General features: G+C 72.5%; 16 protein-coding genes and 2 pseudogenes. 12 read left to right on the plus strand and 6 right to left on the minus strand.

The genetic code is table 11. From position 1 onward, the window contains the following. On the minus strand, positions 1–121 hold a 121-nt coding region (locus tag ACFWUY_RS18580; protein ID WP_384109205.1), incomplete at its 3' end, for a transposase. Positions 122–367: 246 nt separating this feature from the next. Next, entirely contained in the window at positions 368–1219 is an 852-nt protein-coding gene (locus tag ACFWUY_RS18585; RefSeq protein ID WP_384109209.1) for an IS5 family transposase, read from the minus strand. 135 nt (positions 1220–1354) lie between these two features. On the opposite strand from ACFWUY_RS18585, the gene ACFWUY_RS18590 reads away from it, so the two are divergent. Continuing rightward, positions 1355–1858, plus strand: coding sequence for a hypothetical protein (locus tag ACFWUY_RS18590; RefSeq protein WP_384108884.1), 504 nt, complete (start codon positions 1355–1357; stop codon positions 1856–1858). 764 nt (positions 1859–2622) lie between these two features. Here the strand turns inward: ACFWUY_RS18590 and ACFWUY_RS18595 are convergent. Next, entirely contained in the window at positions 2623–3789 is a 1167-nt protein-coding gene (locus ACFWUY_RS18595; protein WP_384108887.1) for a twin-arginine translocation signal domain-containing protein, read from the minus strand. 393 nt (positions 3790–4182) lie between these two features. Between ACFWUY_RS18595 and ACFWUY_RS18600 the strand changes: the two genes are divergently transcribed. Beyond that, positions 4183–4392 (plus strand): hypothetical protein, encoded by a 210-nt coding sequence (locus ACFWUY_RS18600; RefSeq protein WP_384108891.1) that lies wholly within the window; start codon positions 4183–4185, stop codon positions 4390–4392. A 420-nt stretch (positions 4393–4812) separates the two neighbouring features. Further along, positions 4813–5676: an RNA repair domain-containing protein gene (locus ACFWUY_RS18605; RefSeq protein WP_384108894.1), complete on the plus strand. Its 864-nt coding sequence runs from the start codon at positions 4813–4815 to the stop codon at positions 5674–5676. A gap of 283 nt (positions 5677–5959) precedes the next feature. Here the strand turns inward: ACFWUY_RS18605 and ACFWUY_RS18610 are convergent. The 3 genes and pseudogenes from ACFWUY_RS18610 to ACFWUY_RS18620 all read right to left on the minus strand — a co-directional run. Then, positions 5960–6188: pseudogene (locus ACFWUY_RS18610) on the minus strand (transposase); the annotation flags it as partial. Positions 6189–6454: 266 nt separating this feature from the next. Beyond that, positions 6455–7168, minus strand: a complete 714-nt coding sequence (locus ACFWUY_RS18615) for a hypothetical protein (RefSeq protein WP_384108897.1) — start codon at positions 7166–7168, stop codon at positions 6455–6457. After that, the gene (locus ACFWUY_RS18620) at positions 7065–7397 is read right to left on the minus strand and encodes a hypothetical protein (protein WP_384109214.1); all 333 of its coding nucleotides are present in this window, start codon (positions 7395–7397) and stop codon (positions 7065–7067) included. The genes ACFWUY_RS18615 and ACFWUY_RS18620 overlap by 104 nt, the downstream gene beginning before the upstream one ends. A gap of 184 nt (positions 7398–7581) precedes the next feature. On the opposite strand from ACFWUY_RS18620, the gene ACFWUY_RS18625 reads away from it, so the two are divergent. The 9 genes and pseudogenes from ACFWUY_RS18625 to ACFWUY_RS18665 all read left to right on the plus strand — a co-directional run bounded on the left by ACFWUY_RS18625 (position 7582) and on the right by ACFWUY_RS18665 (position 17774). Further along, on the plus strand, positions 7582–8313 hold the full coding sequence (locus tag ACFWUY_RS18625) for a hypothetical protein (RefSeq protein WP_384108902.1): 732 nt from the start codon (positions 7582–7584) through the stop codon (positions 8311–8313). Positions 8314–8476: 163 nt separating this feature from the next. Then, a pseudogene (locus ACFWUY_RS18630) lies at positions 8477–8721 on the plus strand (N-acetyl-gamma-glutamyl-phosphate reductase); the annotation flags it as partial. Beyond that, positions 8718–8981 (plus strand): bifunctional ornithine acetyltransferase/N-acetylglutamate synthase, encoded by a 264-nt coding sequence (locus ACFWUY_RS18635; RefSeq protein WP_384108905.1) that lies wholly within the window; start codon positions 8718–8720, stop codon positions 8979–8981. The pseudogene ACFWUY_RS18630 and the gene ACFWUY_RS18635, both read left to right, overlap by 4 nt. 79 nt (positions 8982–9060) lie before the next feature. After that, the gene (locus tag ACFWUY_RS18640) at positions 9061–9237 is read left to right on the plus strand and encodes a hypothetical protein (RefSeq protein ID WP_384108908.1); all 177 of its coding nucleotides are present in this window, start codon (positions 9061–9063) and stop codon (positions 9235–9237) included. Between the two features lie 99 nt (positions 9238–9336). After that, complete coding sequence (locus ACFWUY_RS18645; RefSeq protein ID WP_384108911.1) at positions 9337–10389, plus strand: iron-siderophore ABC transporter substrate-binding protein; 1053 nt, start codon at positions 9337–9339, stop codon at positions 10387–10389. A 13-nt stretch (positions 10390–10402) separates the two neighbouring features. Next, complete coding sequence (locus tag ACFWUY_RS18650; RefSeq protein WP_384108914.1) at positions 10403–11437, plus strand: FecCD family ABC transporter permease; 1035 nt, start codon at positions 10403–10405, stop codon at positions 11435–11437. A gap of 65 nt (positions 11438–11502) precedes the next feature. Further along, on the plus strand, positions 11503–12570 hold the full coding sequence (locus tag ACFWUY_RS18655) for a FecCD family ABC transporter permease (protein WP_384109217.1): 1068 nt from the start codon (positions 11503–11505) through the stop codon (positions 12568–12570). Positions 12571–12855: 285 nt separating this feature from the next. Continuing rightward, positions 12856–17148 carry an SNF2-related protein gene (locus tag ACFWUY_RS18660; RefSeq protein WP_384108917.1) on the plus strand — a complete coding sequence of 1431 codons (4293 nt, stop codon included), beginning with the start codon at positions 12856–12858 and terminating at the stop codon, positions 17146–17148. Next, complete coding sequence (locus ACFWUY_RS18665; RefSeq protein WP_384108921.1) at positions 17145–17774, plus strand: hypothetical protein; 630 nt, start codon at positions 17145–17147, stop codon at positions 17772–17774. The genes ACFWUY_RS18660 and ACFWUY_RS18665 overlap by 4 nt, the downstream gene beginning before the upstream one ends. Positions 17775–17785 lie beyond the last annotated feature (11 nt).

Consider the following 17785-nt stretch of genomic DNA (forward strand, 5'->3'; position numbering starts at 1 on the left):
TGGCTGGTTGTCCTGTGGGCCGGCGTTCGAGCCGGGCATTTCGCCAGGCCGTCAGCGTCGGCTCGATCAGGGCCCATCGGGCGTCGGACAGGTCGCTGGGGTAGGGCTTGCGCTCGCTCACGGCACAGCGTGTACATGACCGCGTTCGAAGGGTGTAGTTCCGCTGACTGTCCGGCGATTCTGGGGCGTCTTCAAACCAGACGGACTTCGAGACACGGAAGCGAACGAGACGGGCAGGCGGGTTCGTGATCCGGGTGGGGATACACACCTCCTATCGGGCAGAGGCGATCAAACTGGGGCATGAACAAACCTCGCATACGAGAAAAGTGCTACGTAAACGCCCACTAAGAGGGCATCTGATCAACGTTCATGCCGGTGTGGGTGGCATGTCTGTTTCGATTCGCCAGGTTGGTGCTGATTCTCCGGTGAGTTCGCGGCTCATTCTGTCGGCCATTGCCCAGTGGATCATCGTTCGAGACCTCTGCGGCAGGGCTTCGTAGTCACGCGCGAGACGGCGGTGCTGCATCAGCCGGCCGAAGGTCCGCTCGATCACCCACCGCTTGGGCAACGGCCGGAAGCCCTTCTCTTTCGGTCGCTGCACCACCTCCACATCGAGGCCAAGGTGGGCGCCGTGCTGGATGACGCCGGTCTGGTAGCCACCGTCGGCCCAGACCTTGGTCACGCTCGGACGGGCCGCCGCAGGCTCGGTCAAGGCCTGCTTGCCTCCGGCGGAGTCGTGGACGGAGGCGGCGGTGACCAGGACGGCCAGGACGAGACCGAGGGTGTCGGTGATCAGGTGGCGCTTGCGTCCTTTGATCTTCTTGCCGGCGTCGATGCCCTGACTGGCTTCGGCGGCGTTTCCCGAGGTCTTCACGCTCTGCGCGTCCACCACGGCCGCGGACGGCTCCACCGTTCGGGCGTTCGCCCGGCGGGTCCTGTCCCGCAGCAGATCATGGGCCTGCTCGGTGGTTCCGTCCGCCTCCCACTTGGCGTAGTAGTCGTAGACGGTCTTGAACGGCGGGAAGTCGTGCGGCAGGTACTCCCACGGGATCCCGGTGCGGTTGACGTAGAGGATCGCGTTCACGATCTCTCTCAGATCATGCACCCGCGCCGCCGCCCCGGGTCCTGACCGGGCGGCCCGCCAGGCGACGAACACCGGCTCGATCAATGCCCAGCGGGCATCGGAGACGTCACTGCGATACGCACGCCGGGCACTCATACTCCGGCCAACGACCAACGACCAACGAGCCGTGCAGTCACAAGAACATCCCAAAACATCAACTACCCAGATCGGATGCCCTCTAAGAGCTGTTGATCTCGATCGTGTTGTACGGATGGTGGGCATCCTGGTGCGATGGATGATGCTGAGGCGAAGTGGCAGTCGTGGTTGTCCGGGCTCGCTCCGTCGAAGCGGGCCACGGCGGAGTCGCTCCGAACGCAGTTCGAGGCTCTCGGCGCGACTGATGCGCCGGATTGGGTGAGGTCGGAGATCGATGAGAACCAGCCGCAATTGGCTCGCTTCGTGCTGCTCCGCTCCCTCTGGCGTGGTGCGATCGACGGATGGGCAGGCCCGGGAGTCTTGGAACAAGTACCAGCTGCCCGGCGCTTGCTGGATGCGGGTGCGGACAGGGATGACCTCGCACTCCTGGCTCGGGTAGTTGCCTACGAAGCGGTCTTCGCCACGGTCGACGAGCTTGATCGCGGTGCCGATGTGAACGTGTCCGGCGTCGACGCCGGCTGGGTGGTCGTGGAGTCCGGCGAGGATGGGTCCCTCACCGGCCGCCGCCTCTCGGGCCTTCACGAGGACCTGCTGACGATGGATCCGAGTGGTCGTGACGGGGCGGACTTCTGGCGGTAAGCCATCTTGGAACGCAACGGCCGGCCCCGCAGAGGCTGAGTCAGCAGCCCTCTTCCCAGCAGTTCCTCACCTCCAAGATCGCGGCGGCCGTGCACGCGGTCGCCGGGCCATGGTTCGGTCCGGTCACCGGCCCCGGGCACACGCGTTGGAGCGAGGCCGTCGACGCGTCCCTGCACCTGATCGCCGAGGACGTCGAGAGCTGTGGCCGGGACTCGGCCGACCTGCACAAGGCCGCCGACGCCACCCAGGCCGACGCCCAGATCCATGGCGGGGTTGTGCCGCCGACGCCGCCGACGCGGCTGCCGGAGTGGGCGGGGGTAAGGCGTGGTGCCGCTGATGGTCGGCGTGAGGATGACTTGGCTATTCGTCACTCGTGTCAGCGCCAGTGCGTCACGGCCGGTCAGTGTGAACTACCAGGTCGTTGGGGCTACACCGCTGACAGCCAGAGAACCCATCTCCACGGACACTCCCCCACCGGCCATCAGGTCATTCCTCTCCGCCAGCGTGGGCGTGTGCATGATGGTGTTGTCGTTCCCAGACCTCTTCGGGGGCTCCGAGATCTCACCGCCGGTACGTGACGCGGTGATCGGAAAGGTCACCGGGGGACGAGCGGGAGGACCCCCGGATCGGTACGACGACCGTGCTCGTGCTCGTGCTCGTGCTCGTCGGCACCCTACGGGGATGGCGTCGTCGAGTACGAGCGTCCTCGACCGGCTGACCCGCGCGCTGCGGTCGGCGGGGCGGCCCCGGGAGCGTAGCCGGCCTCAGAGGTCGTGCGTCGTACCGCCCTGCTGAGAAGCCGAGCCCCTTCGGGTGACGACGGGGCAGGCGCCCCTCTTGGCCCCGCCGGGCGCGGAGTACGCCGCGCCCGGCGTCGCCGCACCGAGTTGGTCCAGGATCTCGTCGGCGAGCAGATCCTGCGGGCCCTTGAGCGCATCGGCGGCCTCCTGGTCCGAAGGAAAGACCAGCTCGGCCGCGATGTTGTCCTGCACGATCCGGGCGAGGTTGTCCAGGGCCACGAGAACCGGGTCCGAGAGCGGCTCGGCGGCCGGCAGGTCGATCAGATGGGTGGCCACCTTCGCCGGGTTCATGCATGGCCGGATGATGATGGAGTTCTGGTTCAGTTCGGACGTGGCCCACTGGGACAGCACGACCGTGTACAGGTCCTGCCACGCCTCCTCACCGATCCGGGCCCGCCACTTTCGCAGGACGCCCTGCACACCCGTGATCTGGGCCTCGGCCGCGTACCTCATGTTGGTGCGGATGTCCGCGTACACGCTGGAGGAGAAGCCCTGGAACGACCTGATGTCGAAGGATCGGGCCGCGGTGGAGACCTCGATGAACGAGAGTGCGCCGTCGAGCACCCGCGCGCACGAGACCACCACCTCCGGTGGGATGCCGGCCTGGTCGAGCTGCTGCCGGGCGGCGGCCAGCGTGTCGGCGTACTGCCGGAGCGGTGTGATCCAGTCGGTGGTCGCGGTGTCCTTGAACGCGATCATCGCGAGGTCGTGCGGATCGATGCGGTCCGCGCCGGGGATGTTCGGAACCCTGTGGCTCAGGTGGGGCGCGATGATCGAGAAGACGCCGAGCGGCACATGGCTGACGGACTTCGCCAGCTCGAACACCTCCCCGACGGGATGCAGCGACTCCTGCGTGCCGTCGTGGACGAGGGTGAACCGTCCGCCCCTGGCGTCGTTCTGGACCACGAGGACGGGGCTGAGCTGCGCAATCAGATCCGACTTGAGCGCGGCGTAGTGCGACCGCATACCGCTGTTGACCGCCACGATCGCGTCACGGGCCCGACCGCGCCGAACGGCCGGGTCGCCGGCGGGTGCCCCGCTTCCGTCCTCGGCTGCCGCAGGTGAGGCCGCGAGGCCCGCCATGACGCCGGCCGCGGTGGTACGGCCGAGGAAGCTTCTGCGTGTGGTCATTCTCCGCCTTCCATAAGGGCCCGCTCGACGGGCGAGGGACAGGGAACACGAAGTGGACGGCGCGCGGCCCGTCTTCCCTGCGGAAGACACCGACGCGCCGGTGTTCCCGGCAGATGGACAACGATCCCGAGCACCCGCGCGCATCGGGTTGTCGCACATCGGGTTGTGCGGTGGCGGCCCCGTACCGACACGGCGCCCGCTCGGCCCGGGGGAACCTCACACGTCGTGTTCGCTCTCGGCGGCGGGCACACCCGAGGAGGAAGCAGTTGCGGGGTGTCGTCGAGATCGGATGGCGCAGGCGCGGGTTGTAGAGGGCCCCGGCCGAAACCGACCCGCGCCGACGTCGACCGAGCCAACGCCGCGCTCGCCGCTGGGGCGGGGGCTGGGACCGACGTGCCGTTCTGGGCCCTGGTGTGGGGTCCGCCGGCCTCTGGCGTCCACTCCCGGGCCGCGAAGGTCTTCGAGACCCTCGGCGACCGCCGCAACGCTGCCCTTCAGTACGCCACCAGCGTCAGCCGGCCGGGGGCGACGTACGCGCGGATCATCGCCCTCGGCCTGGTCGCGCAGGCCGAGCAGCAGGCCAAGGAGGACAGCATCCAGTAAGCGGGGGGACCGGGGCCAGGCGATCTGCACCGTGACCGGGGGGAAGTCCGTCTGTACTGTCCGTACTCTCAAGGCCGTCCGCTCGCTGCGTTCCGGCCTGCGCCCCTCCCGGCCCCGCGGCGTGCGGTGCGCCGCCGAACTTGACGAGCGCGCCCGCGTTTTCCTCGCCCACCGGCCAGAGAGTTTCCGCAGTTCGGGGCGGTGTCGGCAACCCGTGTCGGGAATCACGTCGGCAAACGACGGGCACCGACAGTCCTACTCGCGGGTTACTCGTCTCCCGGGGTTCGAGGGGGAGGCCGGGGCGAACCGCCACTGTCTTTCGCTCTCCTGCCGTAACCGCAGCCAGCTGGGCGGGCCGGGCTCTGAATTGCAGAGCCGACCGGGCACGCGTCACCCTGATAGACGAGGGCAGGTACTGACGTGCACACCAGCGACGAGATCTACCACCGGGTGCTCTGGGACCCGCGCTTCGACCCCGAGCGGTTCGTGATGGGAATCGCCGAGCGCGGGGCCCCGCCGAAGCGGATCCTGCTCGGCGACTTCGTACCGGGCGGGGAGATCCCCTGGCACCGGGTGGTGTTCTTCGAGGCGGACGGCCAGGTCGTCTGGGACCGCGCCTCCGGCATCGACCGGCTCGACGAGACCCTCGTCGGGCAGGTCGGTCCCGTGCCGGCCCCGGTACCCGGCGACGTCCTCGCCGTCCCGTCGACGAACCGCACCGCCGTCGCCTGGCTGCCGCCGGCGAAGTTGTGGCCGCCGATCCAACACATTCGCCGCGAACACGACCGGCAGATCCGCCGCTGGCCGCCACACGTCAACGTGCTCTTCGGTTTCGTCCCCGAGGCCGAGTTCGCCCGGGCCCTGCCGCTGGTCGCCGCGGCGCTCGCCGAGACGCCGCGGTTCACCGCCAGCCTGGCGGGCGTCCATTGGTTCGGGCACCGCGAGGACGCCACCGTCTGGCTCGACCCGGCCGCCGCCGACCACGAGCCCTGGGCGCGGCTGCGGGAGTCCCTGGAGCTCCGCTTCCCGCTCTGCGGATCGCACTCGCACGGCTTCACCCCGCACCTGTCCCTCGGTCGTGCCCCGGACCCGCACCCCCTCGCCCGCAAGGCGGAGGCTCTCCTCGGCCCCATGACAGCCCGGGTCGACGCGCTGGTCCTGCTCTCCCGGCGCGGCGACGAGCCGATGCAAGTCCGGGCCCGCGTCCTCCTCGGCAGCGGCGACGTACGTTACCCGGAGAATCCGGCCCTTCCGGGCAGCCCTCCGCCGTCACCGCCCCTCTAGGGCCTGTCCGATGGGTCGTGTGAGCCGATCAGGGCCGTGGCCTACTGTTTCGCTGCACGAAGGGGGGCGCCTGTCACGCGACACAGCCGAAGCAGAGGCGGGGATGAAGGGAATCACGTTTCCTGCCTGGCACGGAAAGCACTACGTGACCCTGGCTGAGCTGCTGGTCCGCCTCGGCAGCTTCGGCCTGGACCTGACGTGGCGCCGGCGGTTAACCCGCTGGTCTCTCGGCTCGGGGATCGTGTGCTTGATCTGGCGTCTGCGCAGGTGACGCCGGTTGCGGCATTCTCTCCCACGTGCCGTCCGCCGACCACCTTCGATGACGGTCGTGAACCGTCTTCCAGCTACCGAAGCAGGAGGAAGGTCCCGCCAGGGGAGGCCGGTCCGCTGCCGGAACAGAATCCCGTTGATCACACGACGGTGGCGTTGCCGGCGTCCACCTCGCCCGCGATTCGGTGGCAAGTGCGGCCCAGCCGAGCCCACTCTTCATCCGCAAGATCTCCCCGCCCCATGTCCCACGGAACGAGTTCCCGGCGGGAGCGTCATACGACCCATGGGACACGACCTGGGACTTGTCCGGGATCGTGTGCCGGATGCCGCGGCGCCGCAGGTGGTCACGGACGGGGCCGTTGCCGTAGGGCTTGTCCGCAGCGGGGCTGTCCGGGCTGCGAGCGGTGCCGGCGTGCCCCGGCCACGCCGGACGGCGTCCCTCGCGACCTCGCGCGGCCACGCGGTCTGCGTCGAGCCCGATGTGCGGGTCCGGCACACCCTCTGATGGTCAGTCGGTGACGACGACGTCCTCGGCCGGCGGGGCCTTCGCCTCGACCGGCCTGCCGTAGTGCGAGTAGGTGGTCGTCCCCGACACCTCGCCGCCCTTCGTGACGATCTTCAGGATGTACGGGGGGCCCTCCGCGGCGATGTAGACCGTCGTCTCGCTTTCGGTGCCCGGCCTCACCAGCTTCAGCGCCTTCCGCCCGTCGACGGTGGTCGGGGCGCCCTTCGCGGAGTCGTCGTCCCATCCTTTCTCCAGTTCGGTGAAATCTCTTTTCCCCCTGCAGATCCCCAGTTCGTCCGGGGCGTCGGGGCCGTCGACGGGCGGCTTCGTCCAGCGGCCCCTGAGCTTGTCGACCAGGGCCTCCAGGTCCTGCGGGCTCCGGTGCCGCTCCTGCGTGCGCAGGAGCGACTCGTCGCGGCGCAGGTACACGTCCTTGCCGGCGATCTTGACCAGTTCGGCCACGCCCTCCGAGCCGTAGGACATCGTGGCGGTACAGTCCCCCCGGCCGTCGAAGGAGACGTGGCTCTTGATCGGCACCGCCATGGAGAGCATGTCGGTGTGAATGGTCACGGACTTCGCCGACTCCGTCGCCTCGATCGCCCTGCCGAGAATCTCAGGCCTGGTCAGGTCGCCCAGGAACGGACCACAGGCGGTGGCGGAGAGAGTGACGGCCACGCAGACCAGGGTGGCCGCGGGGTGGCGGAGTGCGGCAGGCATGGTGGGAGTATCCCCGAGGGGGATGAACGGGAGGAAGGGGCCCGTGTGGCCCCCGGTGTTGGTGGTGCGTGCTGAATGCCGCGTGGTGGCGTTCATGAACGGTCTTCCAGGGACCGCACCGCTCGGGTGGGTCACACCCCTGAACACCGGTCCGCGTCCGATGCGGGATCCCGTCGATCACGTGCCGGCGGTCCCGTCGCCGGCCACAACGCCCGTTACCGACCGGCAGGAACGGCTGCGGCTGTCACCAGGGCGTGTCCGGCGGCTCGTACGGGCGGCGCCCGTCCTCGTTCGGGAACACGAGGGGGGAGGCGGGCCCTCGGGGAACGGGCGTTGCGTAGGCTCCGAGGGGAGCGTTCCGCGCCCGCACCGCGCGTCCGCACCGTGTGTCCGTACGACGAGGAGGACTCCCCATGAACACCGCCGACGAGGGACGGCAGCAGCTCGACGCGGCCAGTGTGCTCAACGCCAAGAGCACGCTCCTCCAGCTTCTCGCCCGCGCGGGGGTCTACACCGGTGACGCCGAGGAGCTGATCGGGCTCGTGGAGGCCGGTGCCCTCGCCCTCGCGCACACGGAGCTCGCCGACACCGCGCGGAGTGGCCCGGAGGAGAAGGGGGCGCTCTACGCGTCCGGCTGGTCCGACGGCGCCCGGGCCGTCATCGACGGTCTCGGGGCGCTCGCCGAGCGGGCCCTGGTCCGTGCCGTCACCGCCGGCCCGTCGGCCTCCTCGCCCGACGAGCGTTCCCCCGTCGGGCGGGCGGAGATGGAGCGGGCCAAGGTGGCGGTCACGCCGCTCTACCTGTCGTTCGCCGACGTCTCGGACCTCGATCCGGAGGTGACCGAGCAGGTGCTCGGCGCCGTCCTGCGCACGATGAGCCCCCGGCAGCGGGCCGGGTACCCGGGGCGGCTGGCGGAGTTCGCCTCGGCCCACCGCGCCCACCTGGAGCGGTTGTACGCGGAGTACGGGCCGGGCAGCCCGATCGCGATCCACGGCCGTTACTCCCTCGTCCACTCCCCCACCAGCGTCGCCGTACTGGAGCGACTCGCCGCGACGCCGTCGGCGCTGCACGAGGAGTGGGACGCCTCCGAGCTGCCGCCCGCGTGGCTCGACGGTCTGACGGCGGCCTGGGGCTCACCCGCCTGAGCCCTGGACCACAACTCGCCGCTTCTGACGAGCAGTTGCGTCAGCCCGTCTCCAGGGCGCGCGACTGTGCGGTGGTTCCGCCCCGGGGGAACCACCCGGATCGCCGTGCCGGGGTGCTGCCCGACCGCCGTCACCCCGGCCCTCCGGCCCGCGCACTCCGCCCGCCTGCGCGGACGAACCGTTCGTCCGGCTGCCACCCCGAGGTCAGTGGCCGTCCACCGCCTCGGTGCCCGGATCCCGCACGGTGCACGTGCGGGTGACCCTCGATCCGGCCGCCCGCCGCCTCATCCGCGTGAGCGCGACGACGACCTGACGAAGGGCACCGCCGGTGGCGCGGTGCAGAGCATGGACATCGCCCTCGGCCCACCCGAAGGACTCGGCCCGCCCATGAATGGAGTGGCTCCGTGACCGTGACCGCCGCCCGGGGATTCCTTGCCGGCGGGGTGACCGCCGGCATCAGGACGTCCGGCGATCCCGACCTCGCCCTCGCCTCCGACCGCGTCCAGGCCGCGCCGGTCCACCGGTCGCGGCGGGCCCTCGCGCGGGGCGGGGTCTGCGCGGTCTTCCTGAACTCCGGCGGCGCCAAGGCGTGCACGGGGCCGGCCGGAGCCGACGACGCGCGGACGACGGCCGCGTACGCGCACGAGAACAGCGCCTGCGGCTCATGAGCGGAGGAGGGGGAGGAGGAGCGGGGATGGGGACGCTCGGGGGCGGCCCGCCGTGGAGAGTGCGCGGAGCACGGACGGCGTGACGGTCCTGGACGGCCCGGCCGCCGTGCGGGGCGCGCACGCCGTGAGCGCCGTGACCCCCGTGGACCTGCCGGCCAGGGACCGGACCGCCGTCCTGACCTGGGCGGGCGGCTCCGGCCGCCCGCCCCTCCGGTCACACCGGACCCCCCTGGCGCTCACCCCCGGACAGGAATAGGTTAGGCTCACCTAACAAGAGCCGCGACGGCTGCTGCCCCCACCAGGGGGAGGTCCGCCGGAGGCTCCGTACACCCCTGCCCGGAGACAAGGATCCACCATGCCTTCTGTGTTCACCCCCCTGCACCGTCGCGTCCTCGCGGCGGGCGCCGCCGCGGTCTCGCTCGGCCTGATGGTGACCGGGTGCGGCTCGGACGAGAAGAAAGACGACGCGGCAGGGTCGGCGAGCGAGGCCCCGGCGGGCGCCTTCCCCGTCACCATCAAGAGCGCCCTCGGCGAGGCCGTCATCAAGGACAAGCCGAAGCGCGTGGTGACCCTCGGTCAGGGCTCCGCCGAGACCGCCATAGCCCTCGGCAACGTCCCGGTCGGCATCGAGAGCTACCCCTGGGGCAGCGACAAGACCGGCTACCTGCCCTGGATCCACGAAGCGGTGAAGAAGTCCGGCGCCACGCTGCCGAAGCAGTTCAACGGTGGCGAGGAGCTCGACATCGAGGCCATCACCGAGCTCGAGCCCGACGTCATCCTCGCCCCGTGGTCCGGCATCACGCAGAAGCAGTACGACATCCTCAAGGACATCGCGCCGACCGTCGCCTACCCCGACAAGGCGTGGAGCACCGACTGGGACCAGCAGATCGAGATCGTCTCCAAGGCGCTCGGTCAGCCGGAGAAGGCCAAGGAGCTCACGGCGAAGATCGACAAGCAGCTCGCCGACGCCGCCGCGACCCGCCCGAACTACAAGAACGTCACGTTCTCGTACATCTACAACACCGGCCCCGGCACCCTCGGCGTCTTCAAGCCCGAGGAGCAGCGCGTCGCGATGGTCTCCAAGCTGGGTCTCAAGGTCGACCCGGTCGTGAACACCTTCAAGGAGACCGACGGCACCGACTCCGCCCTCATCGGCCTGGAGAACGCCAACAAGCTGTCCAAGAGTGACATCGCCTTCACCTTCTACATGGACGACAAGTCCCGCAAGGAGATCGAGGCGCAGCCCCTGTACGCGGCGATCCCGGCCGTGAAGAAGAACGCGCTCGTCTACAGCCACGACCAGCCGTTCGTCACCGCCTCGTCGATGATCAACCCGCTGACGGTGCCGTACAGCATCGAGCGCTACCTCCCGATGATCGACAAGGCCGTCGCCAAGGCCGGGAAGTAACAGCGGATCCAGCGTGACCACTCTCTCCCGGATCGGCCAGGGCCCCGCCGTCGTACGGCGGGGCCCTGCCCGGCATGTCATGGCCGCCGTCCTGTGTCTGGTCCTGCTCGCCCTGGCGCTCCTCGCCAGCGTGATGTTCGGCAGCAGGCCGACGTCCGCCGGCGACGTCCTGCGGGTGATCACCGGTGACGGCGACGGCTACACCCGGACCGTCGTCGAGAGCCGCTACCCGCGTACCGCCCTCGGCGTGCTCGCGGGTCTCTGCCTCGGTGTCGCCGGCACCCTGATGCAGGGCATCACGCGCAATCCGCTCGCCGAGCCCGGACTTCTCGGCATCAACGCGGGCGCGTCCGCGAGCATCGTCGCCGCCACCGCGTTCCTGGGCGCCGCGGGACAGCGGGAGACCATCTGGTGGGCCCTCGCCGGCGCCCTCGCGACCGGTGTCGTCGTCCATGTCGTCGGCACCGCCGGCGGCGGTGGCGGACCGGTGCGCCTGGTCCTCGCGGGCGCGGTGCTCTCCGCCGTCCTCGCCGCGTTCATCCAGGCGGTCGCGCTGTCCGACCCGCGGGTCTTCGACACCTACCGCTACTGGGTGGTGGGCGCGCTCGGCGGGCGCGGCTTCGACGCCTTCTGGGCGGTCCTGCCGTTCGCCGCGGCCGGCCTGCTCCTCGCCCTGCTGCTCGCGCCGGGGCTCAACGCCATGGCGATGGGCGACGACAAGGCGGCCTCCCTCGGCATCAGTCCGACCCGGATCAAGGGGGCGGGGCTCCTCGCCGCGACCCTCCTCGCCGCCGCCGCGACGGCGGCCGTCGGGCCCATCGCCTTCGTCGGCCTCGCCGTCCCGCACGTGGTGCGGGTCCTCGTGGGCGCCGACTTCCGGGCCCAGATCCTGTTCACCTGCCTCGCGGGGCCCACGCTGCTGCTCTTCGCCGACGTCATCGGCCGGATCCTGCTGCGCCCGCAGGAGCTCATGGTCGGCGTGGTCACCGCCTTCGTCGGCGCCCCCGCCCTGCTCTTCGCCGTTCGCCGTATGAGGGGAGCGGCATGAAGACCGCCGACCTGACCGCAACCCCGGACAGCACCGTGACGGGCAACACCATGACAGGCGACACCATGACGGACAGCACCGTGACGGCGAGACGGGTACGGCCCGCAGGCCGCGGAGTGCTGCGGATCGGCCCCTGGGTCGCCGTCCCCGTGCGCCGCGCCACCGTGATCGCCGCGGTGGTGACGCTGCTGCTGCTCTGCGGGGCGGTCGTGGCCACCCTGTCGATGGGCAGGCTCGGCATCGGCCTGCCCGACCTGCCGTCGGCCCTCGCCGGTGACGCCACCGGCAAGAACGCCTTCGTCCTCAACAGGCTGCGCGGCCCGAGGCTCGTGGTGGCCATCGGCACCGGCGCGGCCTTCGGCCTGTCCGGAGCGCTGTTCCAGTCCGTCACGCGCAATCCGCTGGGCAGCCCCGACGTGATCGGGCTCGGCGCCGGTGCCGGGGCGGGAGCCGCCGCCGCGGCCCTCTTCCTGCCCGACGTGCTGCCCGTGGCCGTCGGGGCCCTGCTCGGCGCGGTCGTCGCGATGGCGGTCGTGTTCTTCGCCACCGGCACCGGATTCCGCAGCCCGGGACGGCTCGTGGTGGCCGGCATCGGCGTGGCCGCCATGGCGACGGCGCTGACCCAGTACGTCGTCTACGCCGTCGAGCGCGACAAGGCCAGCGCCCTCACCGCGTACGTCAACGGCAGCCTGAGCGCCCGTTCCTGGGACGACGCGTCGACCATCTGGACGGTGCTGCTCGTCTCCCTGCCGTTCGCGGCCCTCCTGGCGCGGCCTCTGAGCGTCAGCGAGATGGGGGACGACCTCTCCACCGGCCTGGGCGCCCGCCCCGGCCGGACCGCGACCCTCGCGGTCGTGCTGTCGATCGCCCTCTCGGCGGGCGCGGTCAGCGTGGCCGGGCCGATCGCGTTCGTCTCCCTGACGGCGCCGCAGATCGCCAAGCGCGTCACCCGCAGCGGCGGGCCGCACCTGGTCATGTCCACTCTGCTCGGGGCACTGCTCCTGGTCCTGGCCGACCTCACCGCGCAGCAGTCGCCGCTCTTCGACGACCTGCCGGTCGGCCTGTACACGATGGCCGTCGGAGGCGCGTACCTGGGATATCTGCTGCTCCGCGAGTGGCGGCGCCCCGCCTGACACCCCGGGCAGGTTCCCGACGCGACCGCCCCGTACGCCCTCCGGCGTGCGGGGCGGTTCGTCGTTCCGGGCGGCCGAGTCCGCCGTTCCGGGCGGTGCGGACGCCGTCCACCCGCCGGGCAACCGGGGCCCGTGCGGCGTCCGTCGGCGGATCAAGGACCACCCGGCTCCGTATACTGAGCGCACACGCTCCCTCACGTTCCGCGTACGGAGGTTCTCCTCTTGGGTGGTCGTCCCCAACCGGCCGACGGTGCCTCGCGGTCCGGCGGCTCCCTGGGAACCGCTGTGCGGCCCCCGTGGCACGAGCGGGCCAAGAAGGCCGTCGTGGCGGGCCGGTTCGACGCCGCCCTCGCGTCCGAGGCCGAGGGCCTGGCGCGGGCGGGACGGCTGACCCGCCCGGATCTGCGGATGCTGCTCCTGGTGACGGACGACCATCCGGGGTGGCTGACCGCCCGCCGTCTGGCGGTCGAGGCGCTCGAGGACGTGCCGGAGGTCGCGCAGCAGGTGCTCACGGCGCACGCGCAGATCGAGTTCTGGCCGCCGTTGGCGTACGAGGAGTCGACGGAGCACCTGGCGGACGGGCACGTGCTGCACACGGCGGCGGTACGGATCGGTCCGGCCGACGCCCAGGTGACAGGCCCGGCGCGGAGCGCCCCGACGGCGTCGCCGGCCCGCGGGGCCGCCGCCCGCGCGATGCTGCGCCGGCTCGCCGGCGTCGAGGGGCCGGAGGGGGAGGCCGGGAGCGGACGGCTCGCCGTGCCGGGCATGGGCACGGAGGCCTTCGAGTCGCTGCTGCACGCCCGGGTCCTGGCAGGGGAACCCGGCGAGGACCTCGCGGCCGAGGTCGTCCGCAGGGCGGGATCGGCCCGGCTGCGGCACCGGGACCTCCAGGTCCTGCTGTTCGGCGCGCGAGGACCGGGGTGGCGGGAGCCGCGCCTCCGCGCGCTGCGGCTCACCGCGCGGATGCAGGCCTCCGCCGCCACCCTGTTGCGCTGGCACGCGGACGCGCGGGGGGCGGAACTCCGGCACGTGGTCGTCCCGTCCGACGGAGGCTTCTCCTGCCGCTGGAGCTGGGCGGGCCCGGACGGTCCGGCGGTCGACGGCGCCGAGCGCACCGCCCGCGACCGCCGACAGGCCGTGCACCTCGGCGCGGTCGCCCTCCTGGCCCACCTCACGGGACTGCCCGTACCCGAGGAGGAACGGGCCCCGGACGACGGCGGGTCACGTCCCGCGGCCCGGATCCAACCGGTGCCGGCGGGTCAGGATCCGGTGAAGTACCTGAACAAGTACACCCAGTTGGAGATCATCTCCAGGCCGGAGTCGACGTTCACGACCGCCCCCAGGAGCGTCGTCTGCACCTACGCGTGCACGCTCGTGCGGACGGGGGCGGAGGTGCGGGTCAGCCGCCGGGCGAAGACGAGGGGGGACGCCCGGAGCGCCGCCGCGTCGGCGCTCATGGAGGAACTGGTCGCCGCGGACGCCGAGCGCACTCCCCCGGCGAAGGCGGCGGACCCGTCCGACGGCCCCACCGCCGTGTCCCCGTCGCGGACCGTCGCCGTGCCCCGCCCCCGGCCCGCGCCCGCCGTACCGCCTCCTCCCGCCGCCCCGGGGGGCCCCGCTCCCGCCGTCCCGTCTCCTCCCGCCGCCCCGACGGCCCCTGTCCCCGTGGCACGCGTGCCGGTCGCCGACGTCGTACGGGAGGCCCTCGCGGCCGGCTGCGCCGTCGCCTTCCTCCCGGACGCGGGCGACGGGGAGCCGGCCGGGCTGCTGCTCCATCGGGCCGACGGGGCCCCGATGCCGGACGCCGCGCTGCCGGCGCCGCTGTCGGTCGTGCGCCGGTCGCTGTACGCGCCCCGGGCGTCCGCGCCCGTGCCGGTGACGGGGTGGCGGGTCCCGCCGGCCGACGCCCTCCCCGTGCTGCTGCGACGGGACCGGGACGCCGGGTGGCATCCGACGGCGTCGGCGTGGGAGGAGGCGGCCCGGCTCGGGCTCGGGGCCGTCGCCGCGGGGTTCGTCCGTCCGGCGCTCTCCGTGGACGGGACGGACCGGTGGCGGATGGGACCGCTGCCCGCCGCCACCGCACGGGCCGTGGCGGAACTGGTCCTCCGTACGGCCCCGGACGTCCACGTCGTGGCCGGGCCCGCGGGGACGTCGCCGACCGCGTGGGACACCGTTCCGGCGTTCCTCGACTCCCTGGTGGACACGATGCTCCGCCCCCCGGCCGCGGCCCTCTTCGGCACGGGCCCGTTCCTCGCTCCGGCCGGTGGTCCGCTCGTCCCGGAGGAGGCCGAACGGGTCCGGCCGTGGCTGGACACGGTCGAGGACCGGCTCGACACCGGCCCGCGGCCCGGACTCGTCGTCGAGTTCGCCGAACCGTCCGAGGAGGAGGCCGTCGCGGGGCGGCTGACCGGCCGTCTCCTCGTGGCCGTCGACCCCGTCCGGCCGGACCACGAGGTCGCCGCGTCCCTCGTCGGGACGGTCCAGGAGGTTCCGGGGGACACCGAGCCGTACCGCCTGCGGGAGCGGGTGCGGCGACGGCTCGAGCGCTCGGTCCGCCACTGCGCGGTCCTGGCCGGGCTGCTCGCCTCCCCCGGACCGCTGGTCGCGGACGCGGAAGGGATCGCCCGGCTCCTGGCGGCCGAGGCCGATCTGGCCGCCGAGGGTCTGCTGCTCCGCTGGCCACCCGGACTGCGCGACCGGCTTTCCGCCCACACCGTCGTCGGTGCGGAGACCGGCGCCGGGACGGACGGCGCCGGCCCGGACGGCGCCGTCCGGGCCGACGGCACGCCCGGCGCCCGCGCCGCCGGGGGCGCGCCCCGGTTCAGCCTCCAAGCGCTGCTCGACTTCCGCTGGCAACTCGCGCTCGGCGGGGACGTACTGAGCGAAGCCGAGATGGACGAGCTCGCCGAGGCGGCCCGCCCCCTCGTCCGGGTGCGGGGCCGGTGGGTGCTGCTCGATCCCCTCACGGTCGCGCGCGTGCGCCGCCGGGAGCTCGGCCGGCTCACCGGCATCGACGCGCTCACCGCCGCCCTCACCGGCACCGTGGACGTCGAAGGACGCGCGGTGCCGTGCCGGGCGGGCGGGGACCTCGCCGGCGTCGTCGACGTCCTGCGCCGGGGGGAGCACGCGGCCCCCGTGCCCGCGCCCGCCGGGCTCCGCGCCGTACTGCGCGCCTACCAGGAACGGGCGCTGGCCTGGCTCTCGCACACCGGCGGCACCGGGTTCGGCGCGGTCCTCGCCGACGACATGGGGCTCGGCAAGACCCTGACCGCGATCGCGTACACCCTGCACCGGTACGAGAACGGGCACCGCGGCCCGGTCCTCGTGGTGTGCCCGTCGTCGCTCGTGACCAACTGGGAGCGGGAGTACCGCCGGTTCGCCCCGGACCTCGACGTGACCGTCTACCACGGCACCGGGCGGAGCCTCGACGCCGCCGGGGACCGGACCGTCGTCCTCACCACGTACGGCGTGCTGCGCCGCGACACCGGACTCGCCTCCCGCGGCTGGGACCTGGTGATCGCGGACGAGGCGCAGCACGCCAAGAACCACGCCTCCTCCACCGCCCGCCGTCTGCACGCGCTCACGTCGACCACGCGTCTCGCCCTGAGCGGGACCCCGGTGGAGAACAACCTGTCCGAGCTGTGGACCCTGCTCGACTGGGTCAACCCGGGCCTCTTCGGGCCCCTGAAGGCCTTCCGGTCCCGGTACGCGGCCGCCGCCGAACGCGACCCGGACGGTCCCGCCGCGCGCGCCCTCGCCCGGCTGATCGCGCCGTTCCTGCTGCGCCGCCGGAAGACCGATCCCCAGGTCGCCCCCGAACTGCCCGCGAAGGTCGAGACCCGGCGGATCGTCGAGCTCACCGCCGAACAGGTCGCCCTCTACGAGGCCGTCGTCCGCGAGACGATGGAGCAGCTCGCGGACTCCCCCGCGCTCGCCCGGTCAGGGCTGGTGTTCAAGCTGATCACCGCGTTGAAGCAGATCACCAACCACCCCGCCCACTACTGGGGCGAGGACCACCCCGGCCCCTCCCGTACGGCGGAGTTCACCGCCCGCTCGGCCAAGCTGGAGGCCCTCTCCGAACTCGTCGGGACGATCACCGGGCGCGGCGAGGCGGCGCTCGTCTTCACCAGCTACGTCGCCATGGGCCGGCTGCTCACCGAGCACCTCACGCACCTCGGTCACCGTCCGCTGTTCCTCCACGGCGGTCTGGACGCCCGGCAGCGGCAGGAACTCGTCGACGCCTTCCAGGCGGGCCTCTCCCCGCTGTTCGTGCTCTCCGTCAGAGCGGGCGGCACCGGCCTCACCCTGACCAGCGCCAGTCATGTCGTCCACTTCGACCGCAGCTGGAACGCGGCGGTCGAGGACCAGGCCTCCGACCGTGCGCACCGGATCGGGCAGCGGCGGACCGTCACCGTCCACCGCCTCGTCACCCGCGGCACGATCGAGGACCGGATCGACCAACTCCTCACGCACAAGCGGGCCTTGCAGGACACCGTCCTCGGCGCCGGGGAGACCGGGCTCGCCCGGCTGAGCGACCGTGAGCTCGCCGACCTCGTCGCTCTGGGAGGCCCGGAGTGACCCCGTCGGCGGCCGGGCCGCTCCCCGAGGGCGACACCCCCGGCCTCGGCCCCGTACTGGACGGCCTCGCCGATCCGCCCCCACCGCTTCCCGCGCTCGACACGCTGCGCGCGCTCGTCGCCGACGCCGCTCACCGCGCGGCCGCCCTCCTCGACGGCTCCGACGGCACCGGCGCCCTCCCCGCGGACGCCGTGGACGTCGACGACGTCACCGCCGACATCGTCCGCTTCGTCGCGCGGAGCGGGGACGCCCATCTGGAGCCCGCCGCCGCGCGGCTCGGCATGCCGACGGGGCAGCTGAGGCTGCTCGCCACGGCGCACCGGTTCGGCGGCCGGCCGGCCGTCGCCACCTGTCTCGCGCCGCAGCCGGCCGACCCCGATGTCCTGGCCGCCGCCGAGCACGCCGTCCAGCCGCTGCGCCCTTCCCCCACCGCCCCGGTGGAGCGCCACCACAACCGTCTCACCGACCCGCCCGCCCGCGTCCAGCTGCGCTACGGCCCCGACCTCCGCTGGCATCCGTACGTCGAGCGCTACGGCATCTGGCAGCCGGCCGCCGAGCCGGACCCCGACCCCGCCGTGGCGTACCAGGCGGCCCGCACGGCGCTCCGGGCACCGACCCGGAGGTAGGGGCGGGGGCC

Source organism: Streptomyces sp. NPDC058664 (assembly GCF_042716635.1).
Taxonomy (GTDB): domain Bacteria; phylum Actinomycetota; class Actinomycetes; order Streptomycetales; family Streptomycetaceae; genus Streptomyces.

Excerpts from the sequence above, each read along its gene's own strand:
- ACFWUY_RS18625 (WP_384108902.1), top strand. The coding sequence starts at position 7,582 with ATGAACACCGCCGACGAGGGACGGCAGCAGCTCGACGCGGCCAGTGTG.
- ACFWUY_RS18585 (WP_384109209.1), bottom strand. The coding sequence starts at position 1,219 with ATGAGTGCCCGGCGTGCGTATCGCAGTGACGTCTCCGATGCCCGCTGG.
- ACFWUY_RS18645 (WP_384108911.1), top strand. The coding sequence starts at position 9,337 with ATGCCTTCTGTGTTCACCCCCCTGCACCGTCGCGTCCTCGCGGCGGGC.
- ACFWUY_RS18590 (WP_384108884.1), top strand. The coding sequence starts at position 1,355 with ATGGATGATGCTGAGGCGAAGTGGCAGTCGTGGTTGTCCGGGCTCGCT.
- ACFWUY_RS18595 (WP_384108887.1), bottom strand. The coding sequence starts at position 3,789 with ATGACCACACGCAGAAGCTTCCTCGGCCGTACCACCGCGGCCGGCGTC.
- ACFWUY_RS18615 (WP_384108897.1), bottom strand. The coding sequence starts at position 7,168 with ATGCCTGCCGCACTCCGCCACCCCGCGGCCACCCTGGTCTGCGTGGCC.
- ACFWUY_RS18655 (WP_384109217.1), top strand. The coding sequence starts at position 11,503 with ATGACGGACAGCACCGTGACGGCGAGACGGGTACGGCCCGCAGGCCGC.